The organism is Romboutsia sp. CE17, assembly GCF_012317385.1.
Lineage (GTDB): Bacteria > Bacillota > Clostridia > Peptostreptococcales > Peptostreptococcaceae > Romboutsia_E.
In genome coordinates, this window is sequence record NZ_CP051144.1 from 1850020 (window position 1) to 1870320 (window position 20301).

19 protein-coding genes and 1 pseudogene are annotated in these 20301 nt (G+C 29.6%); 1 reads left to right on the top strand and 19 read right to left on the bottom strand.

All coding sequences use genetic code 11. The annotated features are described in order from the left end of the window. Positions 1-156 precede the first annotated feature (156 nt). From HF520_RS08825 to HF520_RS08840, 4 genes and pseudogenes are all read right to left on the bottom strand, one after another. Entirely contained in the window at positions 157-1011 is an 855-nt protein-coding gene (locus HF520_RS08825) for a ClpP family protease (RefSeq protein ID WP_243155134.1), read from the bottom strand. 284 nt (positions 1012-1295) lie between these two features. Further along, positions 1296-2062 (bottom strand): annotated as a pseudogene (locus HF520_RS08830) (ABC transporter ATP-binding protein). Beyond that, entirely contained in the window at positions 2062-3153 is a 1092-nt protein-coding gene (locus HF520_RS08835) for a FecCD family ABC transporter permease (protein WP_207710990.1), read from the bottom strand. The pseudogene HF520_RS08830 and the gene HF520_RS08835 overlap by 1 nt, the downstream one beginning before the upstream one ends. Before the next feature lie 9 nt (positions 3154-3162). Further along, complete coding sequence (locus tag HF520_RS08840) at positions 3163-4182, bottom strand: ABC transporter substrate-binding protein (protein ID WP_168573673.1); 1020 nt, start codon at positions 4180-4182, stop codon at positions 3163-3165. Between the two features lie 242 nt (positions 4183-4424). Here HF520_RS08840 and HF520_RS08845 point away from each other — a divergent pair, with 242 nt between their 5' ends. Then, the gene (locus HF520_RS08845) at positions 4425-5750 is read left to right on the top strand and encodes an IS3 family transposase (protein WP_168572206.1); all 1326 of its coding nucleotides are present in this window, start codon (positions 4425-4427) and stop codon (positions 5748-5750) included. 72 nt (positions 5751-5822) lie between these two features. Here HF520_RS08845 and dapG read toward each other — a convergent pair whose 3' ends face one another. The 15 genes from dapG to nusA all read right to left on the bottom strand — a co-directional run bounded on the left by dapG (position 5823) and on the right by nusA (position 20294). Continuing rightward, entirely contained in the window at positions 5823-7034 is a 1212-nt protein-coding gene (dapG, locus tag HF520_RS08850) for an aspartate kinase (protein ID WP_168573674.1), read from the bottom strand. 21 nt (positions 7035-7055) lie between these two features. Beyond that, positions 7056-7301, bottom strand: a complete 246-nt coding sequence (locus HF520_RS08855; protein ID WP_168573675.1) for a YlmC/YmxH family sporulation protein — start codon at positions 7299-7301, stop codon at positions 7056-7058. A 41-nt stretch (positions 7302-7342) separates the two neighbouring features. Further along, positions 7343-8584, bottom strand: coding sequence for a M16 family metallopeptidase (locus HF520_RS08860; protein WP_168573676.1), 1242 nt, complete (start codon positions 8582-8584; stop codon positions 7343-7345). A gap of 130 nt (positions 8585-8714) precedes the next feature. Continuing rightward, positions 8715-9455, bottom strand: coding sequence for a polysaccharide deacetylase family protein (locus HF520_RS08865; protein WP_168573677.1), 741 nt, complete (start codon positions 9453-9455; stop codon positions 8715-8717). A gap of 156 nt (positions 9456-9611) precedes the next feature. Then, entirely contained in the window at positions 9612-11726 is a 2115-nt protein-coding gene (locus HF520_RS08870; protein WP_168573678.1) for a polyribonucleotide nucleotidyltransferase, read from the bottom strand. A 197-nt stretch (positions 11727-11923) separates the two neighbouring features. Further along, on the bottom strand, positions 11924-12763 hold the full coding sequence (locus HF520_RS08875) for a DegV family protein (RefSeq protein WP_168573679.1): 840 nt from the start codon (positions 12761-12763) through the stop codon (positions 11924-11926). Between the two features lie 306 nt (positions 12764-13069). Then, complete coding sequence (gene rpsO / locus HF520_RS08880) at positions 13070-13324, bottom strand: 30S ribosomal protein S15 (RefSeq protein WP_168573680.1); 255 nt, start codon at positions 13322-13324, stop codon at positions 13070-13072. 110 nt (positions 13325-13434) lie between these two features. Beyond that, positions 13435-14361: a bifunctional riboflavin kinase/FAD synthetase gene (locus tag HF520_RS08885; protein ID WP_168573681.1), complete on the bottom strand. Its 927-nt coding sequence runs from the start codon at positions 14359-14361 to the stop codon at positions 13435-13437. A 27-nt stretch (positions 14362-14388) separates the two neighbouring features. Then, positions 14389-15294, bottom strand: a complete 906-nt coding sequence (truB, locus tag HF520_RS08890) for a tRNA pseudouridine(55) synthase TruB (protein WP_168573682.1) — start codon at positions 15292-15294, stop codon at positions 14389-14391. A 10-nt stretch (positions 15295-15304) separates the two neighbouring features. Further along, the gene (locus HF520_RS08895; protein ID WP_168573683.1) at positions 15305-16297 is read right to left on the bottom strand and encodes a DHH family phosphoesterase; all 993 of its coding nucleotides are present in this window, start codon (positions 16295-16297) and stop codon (positions 15305-15307) included. Beyond that, positions 16278-16664, bottom strand: coding sequence for a 30S ribosome-binding factor RbfA (gene rbfA / locus HF520_RS08900; protein ID WP_168573684.1), 387 nt, complete (start codon positions 16662-16664; stop codon positions 16278-16280). The genes HF520_RS08895 and rbfA overlap by 20 nt, the downstream gene beginning before the upstream one ends. A gap of 18 nt (positions 16665-16682) precedes the next feature. Then, positions 16683-18629: a translation initiation factor IF-2 gene (infB, locus tag HF520_RS08905; protein WP_168573685.1), complete on the bottom strand. Its 1947-nt coding sequence runs from the start codon at positions 18627-18629 to the stop codon at positions 16683-16685. 23 nt (positions 18630-18652) lie between these two features. After that, positions 18653-18961 (bottom strand): L7Ae/L30e/S12e/Gadd45 family ribosomal protein, encoded by a 309-nt coding sequence (locus tag HF520_RS08910; protein ID WP_168573686.1) that lies wholly within the window; start codon positions 18959-18961, stop codon positions 18653-18655. Next, positions 18951-19226, bottom strand: coding sequence for an RNase P modulator RnpM (gene rnpM, locus HF520_RS08915; protein WP_168573687.1), 276 nt, complete (start codon positions 19224-19226; stop codon positions 18951-18953). The genes HF520_RS08910 and rnpM overlap by 11 nt, the downstream gene beginning before the upstream one ends. Positions 19227-19241: 15 nt before the next feature. After that, entirely contained in the window at positions 19242-20294 is a 1053-nt protein-coding gene (nusA, locus tag HF520_RS08920) for a transcription termination factor NusA (protein WP_168573688.1), read from the bottom strand. Positions 20295-20301: the final 7 nt, after the last annotated feature.

Here is a 20301-nt window from a genome sequence, read left to right on the forward strand (position 1 = left end):
CTTTATCTCTTAATGTATAATTACTGAAATTTAAGCTTTATATCAAAGCATATGAAAATTATTATATCTTTAATCTTAAAAAGTGTTAATGCCTTGACACTAACACTTTTACTTATATTATTTAATTATATCATATATTGTATTATTTAAACAAACTTATTTATTTCCTTTATTATTAGATTCACTATTTGCTATTAATTCTTTAAGTTTTGCTAAAGCTTCTTTAAGCCCACCTACTTCATCTATTATACCACAATCTACGGCTTCTTTTCCTATAAGAACACTACCTACATCACTAACTAATTCATCTTTTTCGTGCATTAGTCTTACAAGTTCATCTCTTTCTATTTTTGAAGTTCTAGTTATAAATTCAACAATTCTCTCTTGCATTTTTTTAAAGTATTCAAAGGTTTCATTTACTCCTATTACTAAACCATTAGTTCTAATTGGATGCACTATCATAGTTGCTGTTGGAGCTATAAATGAATAGTCACCTGCAGTAGCTAAAGGAACACCTATACTATGACTTCCCCCTAGTACAAGAGTTACAATTTTTTTAGATACACTATTTAGAAGCTCTGCCATAGCAAGACCTGCTTCAACATCTCCACCTACGGTATTTAAAATAACAAGTACTCCCTTTATTTCAGGATTTTCCTCCACCGCATAAAGCATCGGTATTATATGTTCATATTTAGTTGATTTTTTTTGTGGATTTCCTATAAAATGCCCTTCAATTTCTCCTATGATAGTTATACATTGTATGTCTTTTTTAGGTGTGTTAGGCATTTGAGGTACACCCATTTGCTTTATATCTTCTACTTGATCATTACTACTTTCATTATCAGAGTCATTCTCGCTATTATCAGAAGAATTACTTTCATATTCTAGTTCTTCTTCTACTAAAAACTTGCTGCCTCTTTTCGTTGTTTTTTTACTTTCTCCTAACTCTTCGTTTCCCATACCGCTGTTTATATAATTATTATTAATATTATTTTCTTTAAATTTCATACTTTGTCTCCTCTCAAGCATTATTAATTTTAGTTTTACCAAATCTTTGTAAAACATTCGTTTACAGATGCTTGAGATTTTTTAATTATATTATATTTACTGTTCTCCCTGTTACAATCGTTGTTACTAACATATTTACTATAGTCAATATTCTATTTGATAAATATTATAGGATATATATTAATAAGATCCTGAAAATAACCTTTGCGAACGTTTTTATTTTACTTAAATAAAAATGCTGTATTATTAGATTTTGAGATCTATTATTACAGCATTTTTGTTAACTATAGGCAAGATTTATAAAATATATTAATCATATTATTTTCTTTATTTTCATTTACGATGGCATTTACCTCATAGACATCTTTTATTAATTCTTTTGTTAATACTTCTTTTGGAGTTCCATGGGCTACTATTTTACCATCCTTTAAAACATATATTTTATCACAATACATTGCTGCTATATTTAAATCATGTATTGCAGCAATTACTTCAATATCTAAATTCTTTACTATATCCATTAATTGTAGCTGATACTTTATGTCTAAATGATTTGTTGGCTCATCTAAAATCAAGCAATTCGTTTCTTGTGCTAATGCTCTAGCTAAAATAACACGTTGTTGCTCACCACCTGATAAAGTATTAAAATTCCTCTCTTTACAATGTAGCATATCTACCTTAGATAATACTTCATTCATAATTTCATAATCCCTTTTAGAATCTCTTTCCATAATCTTTTTGTGTGGAGACCTACCCATCAAAACTATTTCACCAACACTAAAGTCAAAATCATAATAATTATGTTGAGATACTACAGCCATTTTTTTGAGCTTTCTTTTATACTTAATTTAGATAAATTTACTTCATCTAGCTTTATAATTCCACTTGATGGTTTTAGTATTCTATATATACATTTTAAAAATGTAGATTTTCCACTTCCATTTGGACCTATTATACCTACAAATTCTTTATTTTTTACATCTATATCTACACTTTTTAAGATATCTGATTTTCCTATGCTAAATGTTACTCCTTCTGTATTTATTCTCATTAACTTTTCCCTCCAAAACCATAAGTTCTTTTGATCATCAGCCAAATAAAACAAGGAGCACCTATCATAGATATTAATATCCCTATTGGTATTTCAGTTCCTTTTATTAAAGTCCTAGATAGTGTATCTGCCCACACTAAAAATATTGCACCTAATATAGCCGCTATTGGAATTATTTTTTTATGATCTGTTCCAAAAATCATTCTAACTATATGCGGTATTACTAAACCTACAAAACCAATCATACCCGATGAGTACACTAAGACACCAATCATTAATGATGTTACTATTAAATACATATGTCTGTACTTATGAAGATCTGTACCTAATGTAATAGATACCTCATCGCCTAGTAGCATTAAGTTCAAAATTCTATACTGAGTCATAAAAAATATAGTTCCAATTAGAATAAATGGTAATATAAACCTTATTTGTTCCCACTTGGCTCCTGCAACACTACCCATTAGCCAAAAAGTTATAGTTTGAATACCCTCAACATCATTTGCAAAATAGACTATAAAACTTGAAAAAGCACTACAAACAGAACTTAAAGCCATTCCACCCAGAAGTAATTTTACTGAGTTAGCCCGTCCACCAATATTTGCTATTATTAATACAAGGATTGATACCGTAAATGCACCTATAAATCCAGATACTCCAATTGCATTTGCACCAAATACTGAACCTATACCAAGCATAACTGCCATAGTTGCGCCTAGTGATGCTCCCGATGATATACCTAATATATACGGGTCTGCAAGAGGATTTTTTACTATAGCTTGTATTACTATACCAACTACAGATAATCCTATTCCTACAGCTATTGCCAATATAATTCTAGGAAGTCGTATAAGCCATATAACATCATGTATAGCTCCACTTGCTAAAACTTCACTATCTCCTACTCCAAATAATTTATAGAGTATTGTACTATATATATCTTTTAAGCTTATATCTACTGAGCCTAAATTAACTGCAAAACCTAAAGACAAAATTAATACTGCTAATAATAGAAAAGAAACACCTATGTAGATAGGAACTTCTTTAGATGTATTAGATTTTATTTTACTTATATTTAATTTATTTTTCATAAATGATACCTAATTATCTAGCTCTGGATATATTCCATTTGCAAAAGTAGTTATGCCATCAATAGTCCTGATCCCACTTGAGTACATTTCTCCAAGAGCTATTGAGTTCACTCTATTATTTTTTACTGCATTTAAACTTGCAAGTGATTTATTATTTAAAACTTTATTAATTGCATCTTTAGACATGTTTTCATCTGTTCTATCCATATATACAACAAATATAGAATCTGGATTTAAATTTATTAAATCTTCTTCATTTATGTTTCCACCTTCTGGATTTAAAAGTTCTGCACCTAATTTAGATACCATATCTCCACCTAGCGTTTTTGCTCCATATGTATATATCTTATCATCAAAGTACTCTATTATTAATGTACTTTGCTTTTTTTCTCCTTTAACTGAAGATGCCACTTCATCAATCTTATTAGTTATTTCAGCCACTAGAGAATTTGCTCTATCTTCTACATTAAATATCTTTCCTAGATTTAGTATATCTGTTATTTCATTTTCTATTGTTCTCTTCTCTTTCACTCCACTATTTAAAGACATATATGTTTTTATATTATTTTCGTGCCAATAATCTACATCACCTAATTTTTTTTCGTCAAAAATAGAGTGCCAAGATAATATAAAATCTGGTTGTTCTATAACTACAGCTTCTTTTGAAGGTTCAAAGTCTTCTATATAATTTATCTTAGAAAAAGCATCCTTATATTCATCTTTCACTTCATGATCTAAACCTGATGCCATTACTATTTTATCTTCTAATCCTAAAGCTAACATTGTCTCAATTGAATTTTGATATACTGCCACTACCTTTTCTGGAGCTTTATTAAAAGTAACTTCTACAGGTTCTTTTGCATAGTTATAAGTTGTTATAATAACAGGATAATGAGAATCATTTCCTTCACTAACTTCTACTTCATTTTTATTATTTGCATTATTTGTATTATTTGAACCACATGCTGTAAGGCTTATTACTACTATTAAACTTAATAGTAGTATAATTCCACTTTTAAATTTACTCATTTCATCTCTCCCATATTAATATTTTATATAAAGTATATTTAATCATTTTATTATATTAGTATAATATGTCATTTTTGTGTCATTTTGATGTCATTTTTATGACATTTTGTAAATTATATTTAATAATAAAAAAAGAGATTAGTGCATATTAAAATGGATCCTATATGGTGGACACGAGAAAAAGCGTGTCTGTCTATAGGGGATCTTTTTTTGTACAATATTAACTAAGAGGTGATTATAAGATGAGTAAAAAAATATTTACAGAACAAGAGATATTAGAATTATCTAAAAATAAATATGTAAAAAATGTAACTGCTAAAGGTATAACTTATACTAATGAGTTTAAATTGCAGTTTATTGCTGAATATGAGAATGGGAAAACTTCAAGAGCTATTTTTGAAGATGCAGGATTTGATGTTAATATAATTGGAATTAAACGTATAGATTCTGCTAGTCTAAGATGGAGAAAAGCATATAACGATAAAGGTATTTTAGGTTTAGAAGATACTAGGACTTTAAATTCAGGAAGAACACTTAATAGAGAATTAACTATTGAAGAGATTATTGCTAAGAAAGATGCTGAAATAGAGTATCTTAAAGCGGAGCTTGAATTGATAAAAAAGTTAGAGCTGCAAGAAAGGCAGGTGATAAATAAGAAAATACCTGCATCTAAAATATTTAGACTAATACAAAATTTAATTCAAAGTTTCAATCTTAAAAACATGACGAGACATTTATGTAAAATTGCTAATATCTCTACTTCAGGTTACTATAATTTTTTAAATAATTTTAAGACTAGAAGTATAAAGGAAAATAAAGATCTTATATCTAAAGAAATTATCTTAAAAGCATTTAACTATCGTGGATATAAGAAAGGATCTAGGTCTATAAAAATGGTATTAGAAAATAAATTCAATATTATAATGAATAGAAAGAAAATCCAAAGAATTATGAGAAAATATAATATTACTTGTCCTATACGTAAAGCTAATCCATATAAGCGTATTGCTAAGGCTACAAAGGAGCATAGAGTAGCTCCTAATAGACTAAATAGAGAATTTAAGCAAAACATACCTGGTAAGGTAATGTTAACTGATATTACATATATGCCGTACGGCAATAATAAGATGGCATATTTATCTACAATAAAAGATTCATCAACAAATGAAATATTAGCCTATAATCTTTCTAATAACTTAGCTATAGATATTGTAACTGAAACTATAAATAAATTAGTTAAACTAAAGTCATTTAAATTACATAAAGATGCATTTATTCATTCTGACCAAGGCTCTCATTATACAAGTCCAATCTTTCAAAAATTGCTTAAAAAATATAACTTGGGTCAATCTATGTCTCGTAGAGGCAATTGTTGGGATAATGCTCCGCAAGAATCATTCTTCGGACATATGAAGGATGAAATTGATTATAAAAGCTGTGAAACAATAGAAGAACTTAAAATATTGATAGATGATTACATGGATTATTACAATAATGAACGTTGCCAGTGGAATTTAAAAAAGCTGACTCCTGTGCAATACAGGAATCAGCTTTTAGTAACTTCTTAAGAACCCTTTTTTTCTAGTGTACTTGACAAAGGGTCCATTTTATATCGAATTTATGCACTAATCTCTTTTTTATTATTTATAAAATTGATTGTGTATAACATGGACAGCTTTTGCCATATCTTCTTCATTTACTAAGCAAGATACTGTAGTAAAAGAATCTGATGATTGTAAAAGTGTTATTCCAGCCTTAGATAATCCCCTTATGATTTTGGCTATAATACCTGGAGTCTCTGTTATTTTACTCCCTATTAAAGTTACCTTTGCACATTTTTTATTTATAGAATACTCTACCTTATATTTTTTTAGTATATTCTCTACACACTCCGCATCATTACTATTTATAGCAAAGCCTTTATCCTGAAGAAAAAAATTAATCATATCCATATTTATGTTTTTTTCTTCCATTTCATTTAAAACATTTGAAAATACTTCTTCTGATGACTTTACTTTTATCTGAGCAATATTATTTTTATGAGCTACAGCAGACATAAACTTTTCATCATTTTCATAATCTTTATCTCCATACTCTAGATCTTTTAATGAACCTATTCTTGTCCCCTCATAATCTGGGTTTAAAGTGTTTTTGATTTCTAATATTATATCAGCTTTTTTAGCTAACTCTACAGCTCTTGGATGAATAACTTTAGATCCTTGCTCAGCCATTTGGAAAACTTCTTCATATTCTATAAATTTTATGATTCTAGCCTCAGGCTCCACCCTAGGATCAGCCGTCATTATTCCATCTACATCAGTATAAATCTGAACAACTTTACTATCCAAAGCCTTTCCTATTGCTACAGCTGAAGTATCACTTCCACCTCTTCCTAGGGTTGTAATTTCACCACTTTCAGTTCCTCCTTGGAACCCTGCTATTACAACAACTTTCCCTAATGCTATTTCTTTTTCAATTCTTTGAGGATTTATTTTTTTTATTTTTGCATTACAGTATGAATCAGTTGTAATAATACCAGCTTGTATCCCTGTTAGAAATATTGCTGGTATATTATTTGCTTCTAACATACTTGTTAATATCGTTCCTGATATGATTTCTCCGCAAGACATTATTATATCTAACTCTCTCTTTTGCGTTTCATTATTAATACTTTTACACAATTCTATTAAAGTATCTGTAGCATAAGGATCTCCTTTTCTTCCCATTGCAGATACAACGATTACTAAATCATTCCCTTTTTCTTTATAAGCTTTTATTATGCTTACTACTTTTTCCATTTTTTCATATGATTTTACTGATGTGCCCCCAAATTTTTGAACTAACATTCCCATATTTTGCCTCCCATGAATACTTTAGTATATTCCATCATATTCAATGATTATCATATCATTGCCTATTTTCTTTACACTTCTCCATGGAACTTCTAAAACGTCATTATCTCTCTTTCGCCCAAAAAGACCTTTTTCCTTCGGAATTAGTAGTGCTAGAATCTTACCATTTGTTTCATCTATTATAAGATCACATTCTCCAACTACTCCCAATCTTTCGCCAGTAACTAGGTTGACAATCTCTTTACCTGCTATTTCAGATAAATTCATCCTTATCCCCCCTAAACCATATTTATCTCTTTATTTGTTTTTTATAACTCTATTCCTTCTACATCTCTACCAACAACACATATACCTAAGTTATCTAAATTGAATACTTTATTTATAACCTTTTTTACACTTTCAATGTTTACATTATTTATACATTCTAGTATTTCATCCGTAGTCTTAACTTTATTTAAAAGTAACATAGACTTACCTATAGACATCATTCTACTTCCTGTACTTTCAAGTCCAAGTAAGTAACTACCTTTTAGTTGCTCTTTACTTTCATGTATCTCTTTTTCTGATAAATAATTTTCACTTAAATCTTTTATTTCATCTTTTATTATTTCACAGACCTCTTTTAGGTTTTCTTTACTCATACTCGCAAAGATTCCAAGCTCTCCGCATTTCCTATATAAGCTCTGTTCAGAATATATAGAATAAACTAATCCTTTTTCTTCTCTTATTTTTTGGAATAATCTAGAGCTTATACTTCCTCCAAAAATATTATTAACTACTGCTAAAGAATATACTTCTTCATTATCTTCTATACCAACAGCTTTTAAATTCATTGCTAAGCTAACTTGTTCTGTATCTTTATTTTTTGATATAAAGCAAGATTTAAAAGGAGCTTCATCTAAAGTTATATTAACATCCTTGCGGTCCCAATTTTTAAACTTTACTTCAATTTTTTCTACCATTTCATCAAAGTTAAAATTACCTGATATAGATATAACTGAGTTATTTGGAACATAATAAGTATTAAAATATTCTAGTAGCTCTTCTTTTTTTATATTCTCTAAAGATTCTCTAGTTCCTAGAATATTCATTCCTAATCCATCACCTTCATATATATGTTCTAATAACATATCATAAACTAAGTCTTCTGGTGAATCTTCATACATTTTAAGTTCTTCTATAATAACAGATTTTTCTTTATCTATATCATTTGTATCAAATTTAGAGTTTAATATCATATCACTTAATATATCAAGACCAATATCTATATGCTCGTCTAATAACTTCACATAGTAGCAAGTATACTCCTTACTCGTGAAGGCATTTATTTGACCTCCTAAGTTATCTATTTCACTTGCTATTTCTTTAGATGTCCTTTTTCTAGTTCCTTTAAATAACATATGTTCTATAAAATGAGATACTCCACTTACTTTTGCATCTTCAATTCTTGACCCTGCATTTATCCATACTCCCAATGATATTGATTTTACGTATGGTATTTCTTCCCCTATTATTGTCAGTCCATTCTCTAGTGTTTTTACTTTATACATGCTTTCCTCCATTTGCAACATTTCTATTATATATATTACTACTCTTTTTCAAGTCAGAATTTAATTTATTAATAATCTTAATTAGTTATGTATTACATTATAGTTTAGTAATCCCATTTATTCAACTGTACTAGAAAATATCGCTTAGCCTTCCTGCTTTTAATCCTTTTTCTCGGATTATTCCTATTATATCATCTAGACACTCTGTTGTAGCCTTTGTTGGATGCATCAATACTATACTTCCATCTTTTACTTCTTTTTTCTTTACTCTGTTAATTATCACATCTGGCTCTTCTCTATACTTCCAATCAATAGTATCTATGTCCCACTTAAATGCTGTATATCCTAATTCTTTAGCTGCCTTCATTGTTCCATCTCCAAATGATCCTGCTGGAGCTTGAAAGAATTTAATCTCTTGTCCTGTAATACCTTCTATTACACTTTCAGCCTTTTTCATTTCTTCTAAATTTTGTTCATAAGTCAACTTTGCATAATCTAAATGTTTGTATCCATGACTGCCAATCTCATGCCCTTCTTCTTTCATTCTCAATAATAAATCTTGTTTATTTTCTGCCCATTTTCCAGTAACATTAAATGTGATTTTTACATCCTCACTTTTTAATGTGTTTAAGATTGACTCTATGTACTCATCCTCCCAACCAAGGTCTACGTTGCAAGTTATTGCAACATAGCCACTATCAACTTTAGTACCTCTCTCATATGGTATTTCCGCCATATCATTTAGATTAAAAGTAGGAACAGTTCCACTTTTTTTAAGTCCAAATATTATGCCTCCTATAGTAAACAATACAACTAAAACACCTATGAATATCTTCTTAAGTTTCTTCTTATTTGCTACCATAATTAACATTTAAGATTCCCCCTAAATATGTACAAATTATATCTTAGTAAATCTTATTAATTTATTGTCCCATTTATGCAAACTATATTTATATACAAAAATTATATATAAAAATAAAGGTTAGTTCTTGTTTGAACTAACCTTTATCATAAAAATCTTATAATATTATTTATGATCTTTTTTTTCAGTTGATTCTGGCTTAGGTAGTAGAACTTTTCTAGATAAGTTTACTCTTCCTTTTTCATCTATTTCAGTTACTTTAACTTCTACTTCATCTCCAACTTTAAGAACATCTTCTACTTTTGCTACTCTCTCATGAGATATATGAGATATATGAAGTAATCCTTCTTTGCCTGGAAGTATTTCAACAAAAGCACCAAATGTAGTAATTCTAGTTACTTTCCCTTTGTAAGTTTTACCTACTTCAGCTTCTGCAACTATGTCATTTATTAGTTTTTGTGCTAAGTCTATCATATCTTGGTCAATACCAGCTATGAATACTTCTCCAGTTTGTTCTATATCTATCTTAACTCCAGTTTCATCAATAATCTTAGTTATAACCTTACCACCTGGTCCTATAACGTCTCTTATCTTATCTGGGTTTATATTCATTGTTATTATCTTAGGCGCGTACTTAGATAATTGTGGTTTTGGAGCATCTATAGTCTTTCTCATTTCATTTAAGATATGAAGTCTACCAACTCTAGCTTGCTCAAGTGCAGTTTTTAATATATTTTCATCTATACCATTTATTTTTATATCCATTTGTATAGCTGTTATACCATGCTCTGTACCTGCAACCTTAAAGTCCATGTCCCCTAAGTGGTCTTCCATACCTTGTATATCTGAAAGTATTGCTACTTTATCATCGTCTTTTATAAGACCCATTGCTATTCCTGCAACCATGTCTTTAATTGGAACACCTGCATCTAATAGTGATAATGTTGATCCACAAACTGACCCTTGAGAAGTTGATCCATTTGAGCTTAATACCTCAGAAACTAATCTTATAGCATAAGGGAATTCTTCTTTAGAAGGTATTACTGGAACTAACGCTCTCTCTGCTAAAGCTCCATGTCCGATTTCTCTTCTTCCTGGACCTCTTGATGGTCTAGCTTCACCAACACTATATGCTGGGAAGTTATAGTGGTGCATATATCTCTTATTTTCTTCTTCATCTAGGCCATCTAATATTTGAACATCTCCTAAAGCCCCTAATGTAGTTATAGTCATTACTTGAGTTTGACCTCTTGTAAATAAACCAGATCCATGAGCTCTTGGTATAAATCCATTATCACACCATATTGGTCTTATTTCATCTAATTTTCTATTATCTGGTCTTATCGCTTCATGAGTTATAAGCATTCTAACAGATTCCTTTATTATAGATTGAAGAACTTCTTCAATATCAGAACCGAACTCATCAACTATTTCTTCAAAATGAGCAAGAGTTTCTTCTCTTACTTCATCCATTTTTTGTTGTCTTTCAAGCTTTTCAACAGTTCTTACTGCCTCTTTCATTTTATCAGTTGCAAATTTACGAACAGCTTCTTCTACATCAGCATCTACCTTATGTAATTCAACTTCCATCTTTTCTTTTCCAACTTGTGCAGTTATTTCTTCTATGAAAGTTACTATTTTCTTTATTTCTTCATGAGCAAATAATATAGCCTCTAACATTAAGCTTTCAGGTATTTCTTCTCCACCAGCTTCAACCATCATTATTGCATCTTTAGTTCCCGATACAACTAAATGAAGAGAACTTTTTTCTCTTTGTTCTGCAGTTGGATTTACAACTAAAGCTCCATCAACAAGTCCTACTAAAACAGATCCTGTAGGTCCATTGAATGGTATATCTGATATAGATAACGCTACTGAAGAACCTATCATAGATACTATATCAGGAGTACAATCTTGATCTACTGAAAGTACAGTAGCAACAACTTGTACATCATTTCTAAATCCTTTTGGAAATAAAGGTCTTATCGGTCTATCTATTAATCTAGAAGTTAATATTGCCTTTTCTGAAGGCTTACCTTCCCTCTTTAAAAATCCACCTGGTATTTTTCCAACTGAATATAATTTTTCTTCATAATCAACACTAAGTGGGAAGAAATCTATACCATCTCTTGGTTTTGCTGATTTTGATACGTTTACCATAACCATAGTTTCTCCGTATCTAAGTATAGCACTACCAGCTGCTAATTCAGCTATTTTTCCTATTTCAACAGAAAGCTCTCTTCCTGCCAAATCCATTTTGAAAATTTTATGTTCAAACATTAATGCTTGTACCTCCTCTTTTACTAAAACCGCTTTTTTATCCTAATTTATATCTTATCAAAAATACTATAAATTAACAATATAAAACTCAACTTATGACTTTTATTATGCTTTTAAGTAATTATAAGATATTTGTTTAATATCGAAACTTATACATTTGTATATTATTTGCTTTTTCGGATAAATATAATCATAATCTAATAAGAGCAACTAATTGCAAGTATATCTGGCCCAGTATGAGAACATATACAAGCACCACCTCTTGTAAAATATAACTTTTTACATTTTATCTTAGTTTGGACTTCTTGCTTTAATTTCTCAAAATCATCTAGATTATCTCCGCAACCTATTATGATATTTTTATCTTCTAAAGTATCATATTTATCTATAATTAATTTTACTAATTCATGTATTGTGTGCTTTTTACCTCTTACCTTAGAATGTATAAATATATTCGCATCTTCTACGGTAAATATAGGTTTAATTTTCAACATATTACCTATTGTAGCAGTCGCAAGTGATGCTCTTCCACTTCTTTGTAAATATTCAAGAGTATCAGGAACAAAAAATAAACTTACAGAACTTCTTAATCCTTCTAATTCATTTATTAACTCTTCAGCTGTTATCTCTTTATTATTTTCAATAAGCTCACAAGCCTTAACCACAAATTGTGCACTTCCTAGTGATAATGTTAATGTGTCAAAAACATGTATATCACCCTCTGTGTCATTCTTTGCCATTACAGCACTTTGATATGTTCCAGAAGATTTAGAGGAACCATTTATACAAACTATAGAATATTCATCTTTATATTTATCAAATGCTTCTTTAAATTGAATATATGTAGCTTGAGATGTTTTTGGAACTTCAGTTTTTTCTTTCATTCTTTTATAAAAATCTTCATTACTTATATCAATACCTTCTTTGTATTCCTTATCCCCTAGTATTATATTTAAAGGAATAACTTCTATATTGTATTTTTCTATTAATTCCTTTGGCGTATCACATAAACTGTCACAAATTAATTTTACTTTCACTTATATCTCCTCCTAAAACTAAAGTATATATTCTTTTTTTAGATTTATCTACCTAATAAATTATTTACCCTTCAGAGCAAATATAATCATATTTATTATTAAATTTTACATTTGTACTTCTTGCTTAATTATACTATTTATTCATATAACTTACGTTCTATCATCTATTTTTATTAGTTTATACCATTATAGTTAATTATATTTAAATATTTGCAAGATTAATTATAATTCCGCATATTAAAATTTATATATTTAATCAAAAACAGGAAGGCTTTCGCCTTCCTGTTTCGTATATAAGAAAAATAATTATTTTCTTAATCCTAATTTAGCTATTAAAGCTCTGTATCCTTCTAGGTCTCTTTCCTTTAAGTAAGCTAATAAGTTTCTTCTTCTACCAACCATCTTTAATAGACCTCTTCTTGAGTGGTGGTCTTTCTTATGAGTTTTTAAGTGGTCATTTAATTCGTTTATTCTAGCTGTTAATAAAGCTATTTGTACTTCTGGAGAACCAGTATCTCCTTCTTTTCTTCCGAATTCTTTGATTATATCAGTCTTGTTCATTTGTAATACCTCCATATAATTTTTAATAAAATCGCCAATTACTAAGCATTGATTGGAGTGTTCTAATGCCGAGTAAAGGTTAATTTACTTATTTATTTTATCATATAAATTTATTTTTTGCAAATATACTTTTTGTAGATATAGTCAATATCAATTTTTAGCTGAGATTTTAATTCTTCTAATGAATAAAACTTTTTTTCATCCCTTATTCTTTCTAAGAATTCAAGCTTTATAGTTTTTCCATAAATATCTTCATTAAAATCTAATATATTAGTCTCTACTGATAAATCTTTACCTTCTACAGTTGGATTATATCCAATATTAGTTGCACCAAAGTATGTTTTGCCGTTTAAGTATACCTTAGTTGCATATATACCACATTTAGGAACAAGCATTTCATTTTCAATCTTCATATTTGCAGTTGGGAATCCTATAGTTCTTCCAAGTTGCTTACATTTAATTACTTTCCCCTCTAATTGGTAATTACGTCCTAAATACTCTTTCACTTTGTTTACACTTCCCTCAGCTATTAAATTCCTTATATAAGTGCTACTGACCCTTATATTATTTATTTTTACGGGTTTTACAACTTCAACTTTAAAGTTATACTTAGCACCTAAAAGCTTTAATAGTTTTGCATTCCCTTCTTTATTTCTTGCAAATGTAAAATCATGTCCTACAATTACTTTTTTAGCTCTTAATTTTTCCTTTAAAATCTTTCTTGCAAAATCATCAGCTGAAATATTTGTCATCTTTTCATCAAAAGGTATATTTACTACTATATCTATACCTAAATGATTTAACTTCTTCATTTTATCTTTATCTGTAATAATATTTTTTACACTATGATTGTTAAAGTAATTAGCAGGGTGATTTGCAAAGGTGAAAACAACACTTTTAATTCTTCTTTTTTTACTACTTTCAACTGCTTTTTTTATAAGGACCTTATGTCCATTGTGTAGACCATCAAATTTTCCTATAGTGACAACACTTTCTTCTACATTATTTACATCCCATATAGATTTAATAATATCCATAATGTTTTTCCCCACTAGAATTATAGTTTATATAAATATTTTATCACTTTTTAAGCTAATAGTCTTATTATCTTTTAATAACTTCCCTACACCTAAAAATATACCATCGCTATAAACTCTTACAAATTCATCATTTTCATCTAAATTATTTGTACTAAATCTTTTGCTATCTATTATTCCTCCGTTGCTGTAGTATTTTACAGCACTTTGTCTTAGATTAACTTCTTTATAATTATTTAATACATAATCTATATCATATAAATATTTTTCTAAAATTCCATTATTATTGAATTCTTCTAATTCTTCTAGTGTAATTGAGTTTTCTAAATTAAATCTCCCTGAAGAAGTTCTTAATAAGAAAGACATATGTCCTCCACATCCTAAAAATTCTCCTATATCATGACATATACTTCTTACATAAGTTCCTTTAGAACACTTAACATAAAACATTATTTTTCTATCATTTATACTAAGTATATTTAATTCTTTTATATTTACTTTTCTAGATTTTATAACTATATCATCAGCTTTTCCACTTCTTGCTAAATCACACATTTTTTTACCATTAATCTTTAGTGCTGAATATATTGGAGGAAATTGTTCAATTTCTCCTCTTTGAGTTTCAAAAGCTTTTTCGATGTCTTCTTTAGTTATTTTAAAATCTTCTGTTCTTTTTACTATACTTCCAGAAGAATCATATGTATCAGTTGTAATACCTAATGTAAGCTCACAAATATATGACTTATCTTTGTTTAGTATCAATTCACTTACCTTTGTCGCTTTTCCTATACATATAGGTAGTACCCCTGATGCATCTGGATCAAGGGTACCTGTATGGCCAACTTTTTTAGTATTTAAAATTCTTCTAACTCTGCTAACTACATCATGAGATGTCATGCCTGTAGGCTTTAATATATTTATTATTTTATTCATTAAAATCACCTTAAATCTCTTTTAGAACAGCTTCTAGGATTTTTTTCTTAGCATTTTCCACAGTATCATATATAGTACAGCCTGCAGCTCTTATATGTCCACCACCATTAAAACCTTGAGCAATCTTACTAACGTTTACATAGTTTTTAGACCTTAAACTAACCTTAACTTCATTTTCTTTCTTTTCTTTTAATAAAATCCCTACTTCTACACCATCTATATCTCTTGTATAAGTAGTTACTCCATCAACATCATTGAAACTCATGTTATTTCTTTGTAACATATCTATAGTTAAGTTTATACATGCTATTTTAGTATCTATTATCTCTAAAGTATTTAGTGCTTCTCCCAATAATTTATAGTAGTTATAAGAATTACTTTGGAAAACTCTTTGAATAATTTCATCTTTTCTAGCTCCTAAAGATAATAACTCTTTAGCCATTTCAAAACTACTTGGGTGTGTACTTGAGTAAGAGAAATTGCCTGTATCAGTTACAAGACCTGTATAAAGAGCAGTTGCTATTTCTTCATTTATAATACTTATATTTTCTCTTTCATTTAATCTAGACAATAAGTTATACACTAACTCACTAGTAGATGAAGCATCAGCATCTATATAGTTTAAATCTCCATAAGCATCATTACTTGCATGATGATCTATACAGATTATTTTCTTAGCATTATTCTTAATTTCTTCACTTACACAAACTCTCGATTTATCTCCACAATCTAGGGCTATTAAATTATATTTATCTATATTTAATATGTTAAAATCTGCTGAACTTAATCTATTTACTTTATCTACTAAAAATCTAAGATTAAGGGGAGCATTATCATCTAATACATAATATACATTTTTCCCTAATTTCTGTAGAGCATAATATATTCCAAGTGTTGAGCCTATATTATCACCATCTGGACTAATATGAGAAGTAACGACAAAGTCGTTACTTCCTTTTATAAAATCTATAATATTATCAATATTAGTTATCATATTCCTCATCCTTATGCACTGATTCTTCATTATTCTTTGAAGTAACTTGCTTTATAAGATTATCCATGTACATACCCTTTTTAATTGAATCATCAACTTTGAATATTATTTGTGGAGTATGTCTTAACTTTACATTTCTACTTACTTCTCTTCTTACATAGTTTACAGCACTTTTAAGTCCTGTTAAAGTCGATTCTTCATCTCCACCTAGGATACTCACATATACATATGCATAACTTAAGTCATTAGTAACTTCTACATCAGTTACACTAACCATAGATGTTATTCTAGGATCTTTGATTCCACTAATAAGCATATTACTTATTACTTTTCTTATTTCCTCTGCTATTCTTCTTGTTCTATTGTATGATGCCATAATATCGACCTTCTTTTACTATTTTAATTTTCTTTCTACTTCTTTAGTTATATAGGCTTCTACCATGTCGCCTTCTTTTAAGTCATTATAGTTTACAAAGCTTAAACCACACTCGTAACCATTATTAACTTCTTTTACGTCATCTTTAAATCTTCTTAGTGCAGCAATTTCACCATCATGGATTATTATTCCATCTCTAACTATTCTTGCTTTTCCACCTCTAAGTATCTTACCACTAGTTACATAGCATCCTGCTATTGTACCAACTCCAGATATCTTGAATATTTCTCTAACTTCTGCTTTACCTGTATCTTCATCTCTATATTCAGGATCTAACATACCTGTCATAGCTGCTTGAACGTCTTCTATAGCTTTGTATATTATAGTATATGTTCTAACATCAACATTTTCCTTCTTAGCTACTTCTTCAGCTCCTGGAACTGGTCTTACATTGAATCCTATTATTATTGCATTAGATGCTGTTGCAAGCATTACATCAGATTCATTTACTGCACCTACACCACAGTGAATTACTCTAACAGCAACTTCTTCATTAGATAACTTTTCTAATGATTGCTTAACAGCTTGAGCAGAACCTTGAACATCTGCCTTTATAACTATGTTCAGATCTTTTACATCTCCATCATTCATATGAGAGAAGAAATCATCAAGTGACATTCTTTGATTAGACTTTAACATCTCTTCTCTAGCTATTTGTTGTCTCTTTTCAGCAACATTTCTAGCTATTTTATCACTTGGAACTGCAACGAACTGATCTCCACCTTGTGGAACTTCAGATAAACCTAATATTTCCACTGCTGTAGAAGGCCCTGCAGCTTTAACTCTCTTACCTTTAGAGTTTATCATTGCTCTTACTTTACCACTTGCAAGTCCTGCAACTATTGGATCTCCAACCTTTAAAGTTCCTCCTTGAACAAGAACTGTAGCAACTGGACCTCTACCTTTATCAAGTTGCGCTTCTATAACAGTACCTACTGCTCTTTTGTTAGGATTAGCTTTTAGTTCTTCCACTTCTGAAACTAATAATATCATTTCTAATAATGTATCTATACCAGTTTTTTGTCTAGCTGATACTGGAACTGCTATAACATCTCCACCCCAGTCTTCAACTAATAATCCTTGATCAGCTAATTCTTGCTTAACTTTATCAGGATTTGCAGCTGGCTTATCTATTTTATTTATAGCTACTATTAATGGTACTTCTGCTGCCTTGGCATGGTTTATAGCTTCTACTGTTTGAGGCATTATACCGTCATCTGCTGCAACAACAAGTATCGCTATATCTGTAACCTGTGCTCCTCTAGCTCTCATTGATGTGAAAGCCTCATGGCCTGGAGTATCTAAGAATACTATTTTTTGACCATTAACTGAAACTTCTGAAGCACCTATGTGTTGAGTTATTCCTCCTGCTTCTCCTCTAGTTACGTTAGTTGATCTTATTGCATCTAATAAAGAAGTTTTACCATGGTCAACGTGTCCCATTACTGTTACAACTGGTGGTCTTGGTAATAAATCCTCTTCTTTATCTTCTTCTATTTCCATTAAAGCATCTATTTCTAATAACTCCTCTTCTTCATCTACTGTAGAAGTTAATAATGTATATCCATACTCTTTAACTACTAATGAAGCTATTTCTTCACTTACTTCTTGGTTTATACTAGCCATAGTTCCCATTTTCATAAGCTTCATGATTACTTCAGAAGCAGAAACTTCTAAAGCATTTGCTATTTCTTGAACTGTTAGTTTTCCAGTTATTGTAACTGTAGGACCATCATTAGTTAAAGCTTCTTCTCCTACTAACTCAGATAATAATTCTACATCATCATTGTCTATTTCAGCATTTTCATTTTCTACATGTATTTCTAATTCTCTTAATTTCGCTATTACGTCCTCATTTGACATTCCTAGCTTTTCTGCTATTTGGTATACTCTTGTTTTTGACACAAGATCACCCCCTATTGAATTTTTTATTTTAAAAGTTCTACTATTTTATTGGCAAAGCCATCATCTTTAACACCGATTACTGCTCTTGGTGCTTTTCCGATTGCAAAACCTAATTGTAACTTTGTTGAAAAATATGCATAAGGCACATTTCTATATGAGCTTTTATCTTTAAAAAGCTTTTTAGTATTATTAGATGCATCTTCTGCAACTATTACTACTTTAACATTTCCTCTTTTTAACTCTAATAAAGTTGAGTCGTCTCCAGAAACTATTTTTCCAGCACGCGTTGCAAGACCTAAATATGAATATATTTTTTCTTCATTATTTTTCATATGATTTTAACTCCACAAGCAGTTTTTCATATACCTCATCTGAAACTTCTATTTTAAAAGCTCTATTTAAAGCTTTTGTTTTTATAGCCTTTTCTAAGCACTCTACACTCTTACATATGTATGCACCTCTACCATTAGCTCTTCCACTTTGGTCTATGAAAATTTCGCCTTCTTTATTTTTAACTATTCTCATAAGTTCTTTTTTAGAGTCTCTATCTTGACAAACTATACATTTTCGTTGAGGTACTTTCTTTATTTTTTGCAAAGATATCCCTCCTTACTATTCATTATCTTGAGTATCTTGAGATTCACTCTTTATATCTATTTTCCAGTTAGTAAGCTTAGCTGCAAGTCTTGCATTTTGTCCTTCTTTACCTATTGCAAGTGATAATTGGTAATCTGGAACTACCACTAAAGCAGATTTTTCTTCTTCATTTACATCTACTCTAACAACTTTTGATGGGCTTAGAGCTGCAGATATAAATTCAGCTGGATCTTCACTGTAGTTTATTATATCTATTTTTTCACCTATTAACTCATCAACTATATTTTTAACTCTTGAACCTTTTGGTCCTACACAAGCACCTATTGGATCTATATTATCATCAACAGACTTAACAGCCATCTTAGTTCTTGAACCAGCTTCTCTAGCTAATGATTTAATTTGAACTATTCCTTCAAATATTTCTGGAACTTCAAACTCGAATAATCTCTTAACTAAACCTGGATGACTTCTTGAAACTACTATTTGAGGTCCTTTATTAGTTTTCTTCACTTCTAATATATAAACCTTTATTTTTTGCCCTGCTTTATACGCTTCATGAGGTATTTGCTCAGCTGGAGTCATAACAGCTTCTATTCTACCTAAGTTGATATATACTAGACCTTTGCTAACTCTAGCAACTTCACCAGTTACTATTTCGTTTTCTTTTTCTATAAATTCATTATATACTATATCTCTTTCAGCTTCTCTTATCCTTTGAACAACTACTTGTTTAGCTGTTTGAGCTGCTATTCTTCCGAAGTCCTTAGGTGTAACTTCATTTTCTATTATATCACCTAAATCGTAGTTTGGATTAATTCTTCTTGCTTCATATAATTCTATCTCTAAGAATGTATCATATAAATCAGATTCATCAACTACTACTCTCTGAGAGAATACTCTAACATCTCCTTTTTCTCTATCAAATTCAACTCTTACATTTTGAGCTGAACCAAAGTTTTTCTTATAAGCAGTTAATAAAGCCTGTTCTATAGTATCTATCAGAATATCTTTATCTATGCCTCTGTCTTTTTCTAATTCATCTAATGCTTCCATAAATTCGTGGTTCATCACATTT

Bases quoted from the DNA above. Each gene is read 5' to 3' on its own strand.
- HF520_RS08865 (WP_168573677.1), bottom strand. From the start codon at position 9,455: ATGTTAATTATGGTAGCAAATAAGAAGAAACTTAAGAAGATATTCATA.
- HF520_RS08825 (WP_243155134.1), bottom strand. From the start codon at position 1,011: ATGAAATTTAAAGAAAATAATATTAATAATAATTATATAAACAGCGGT.
- HF520_RS08885 (WP_168573681.1), bottom strand. From the start codon at position 14,361: ATGGATATTATTAAATCTATATGGGATGTAAATAATGTAGAAGAAAGT.
- truB (WP_168573682.1), bottom strand. From the start codon at position 15,294: ATGAATAAAATAATAAATATATTAAAGCCTACAGGCATGACATCTCAT.
- HF520_RS08835 (WP_207710990.1), bottom strand. From the start codon at position 3,153: ATGAAAAATAAATTAAATATAAGTAAAATAAAATCTAATACATCTAAA.
- nusA (WP_168573688.1), bottom strand. From the start codon at position 20,294: ATGAACCACGAATTTATGGAAGCATTAGATGAATTAGAAAAAGACAGA.
- HF520_RS08845 (WP_168572206.1), top strand. From the start codon at position 4,425: ATGAGTAAAAAAATATTTACAGAACAAGAGATATTAGAATTATCTAAA.
- HF520_RS08895 (WP_168573683.1), bottom strand. From the start codon at position 16,297: ATGAGGAATATGATAACTAATATTGATAATATTATAGATTTTATAAAA.
- HF520_RS08860 (WP_168573676.1), bottom strand. From the start codon at position 8,584: ATGTATAAAGTAAAAACACTAGAGAATGGACTGACAATAATAGGGGAA.
- HF520_RS08840 (WP_168573673.1), bottom strand. From the start codon at position 4,182: ATGAGTAAATTTAAAAGTGGAATTATACTACTATTAAGTTTAATAGTA.
- HF520_RS08855 (WP_168573675.1), bottom strand. From the start codon at position 7,301: ATGAATTTATCTGAAATAGCAGGTAAAGAGATTGTCAACCTAGTTACT.
- rpsO (WP_168573680.1), bottom strand. From the start codon at position 13,324: ATGAACAAGACTGATATAATCAAAGAATTCGGAAGAAAAGAAGGAGAT.
- HF520_RS08910 (WP_168573686.1), bottom strand. From the start codon at position 18,961: ATGAAAAATAATGAAGAAAAAATATATTCATATTTAGGTCTTGCAACG.
- HF520_RS08870 (WP_168573678.1), bottom strand. From the start codon at position 11,726: ATGTTTGAACATAAAATTTTCAAAATGGATTTGGCAGGAAGAGAGCTT.
- dapG (WP_168573674.1), bottom strand. From the start codon at position 7,034: ATGGGAATGTTAGTTCAAAAATTTGGGGGCACATCAGTAAAATCATAT.
- rbfA (WP_168573684.1), bottom strand. From the start codon at position 16,664: ATGGCATCATACAATAGAACAAGAAGAATAGCAGAGGAAATAAGAAAA.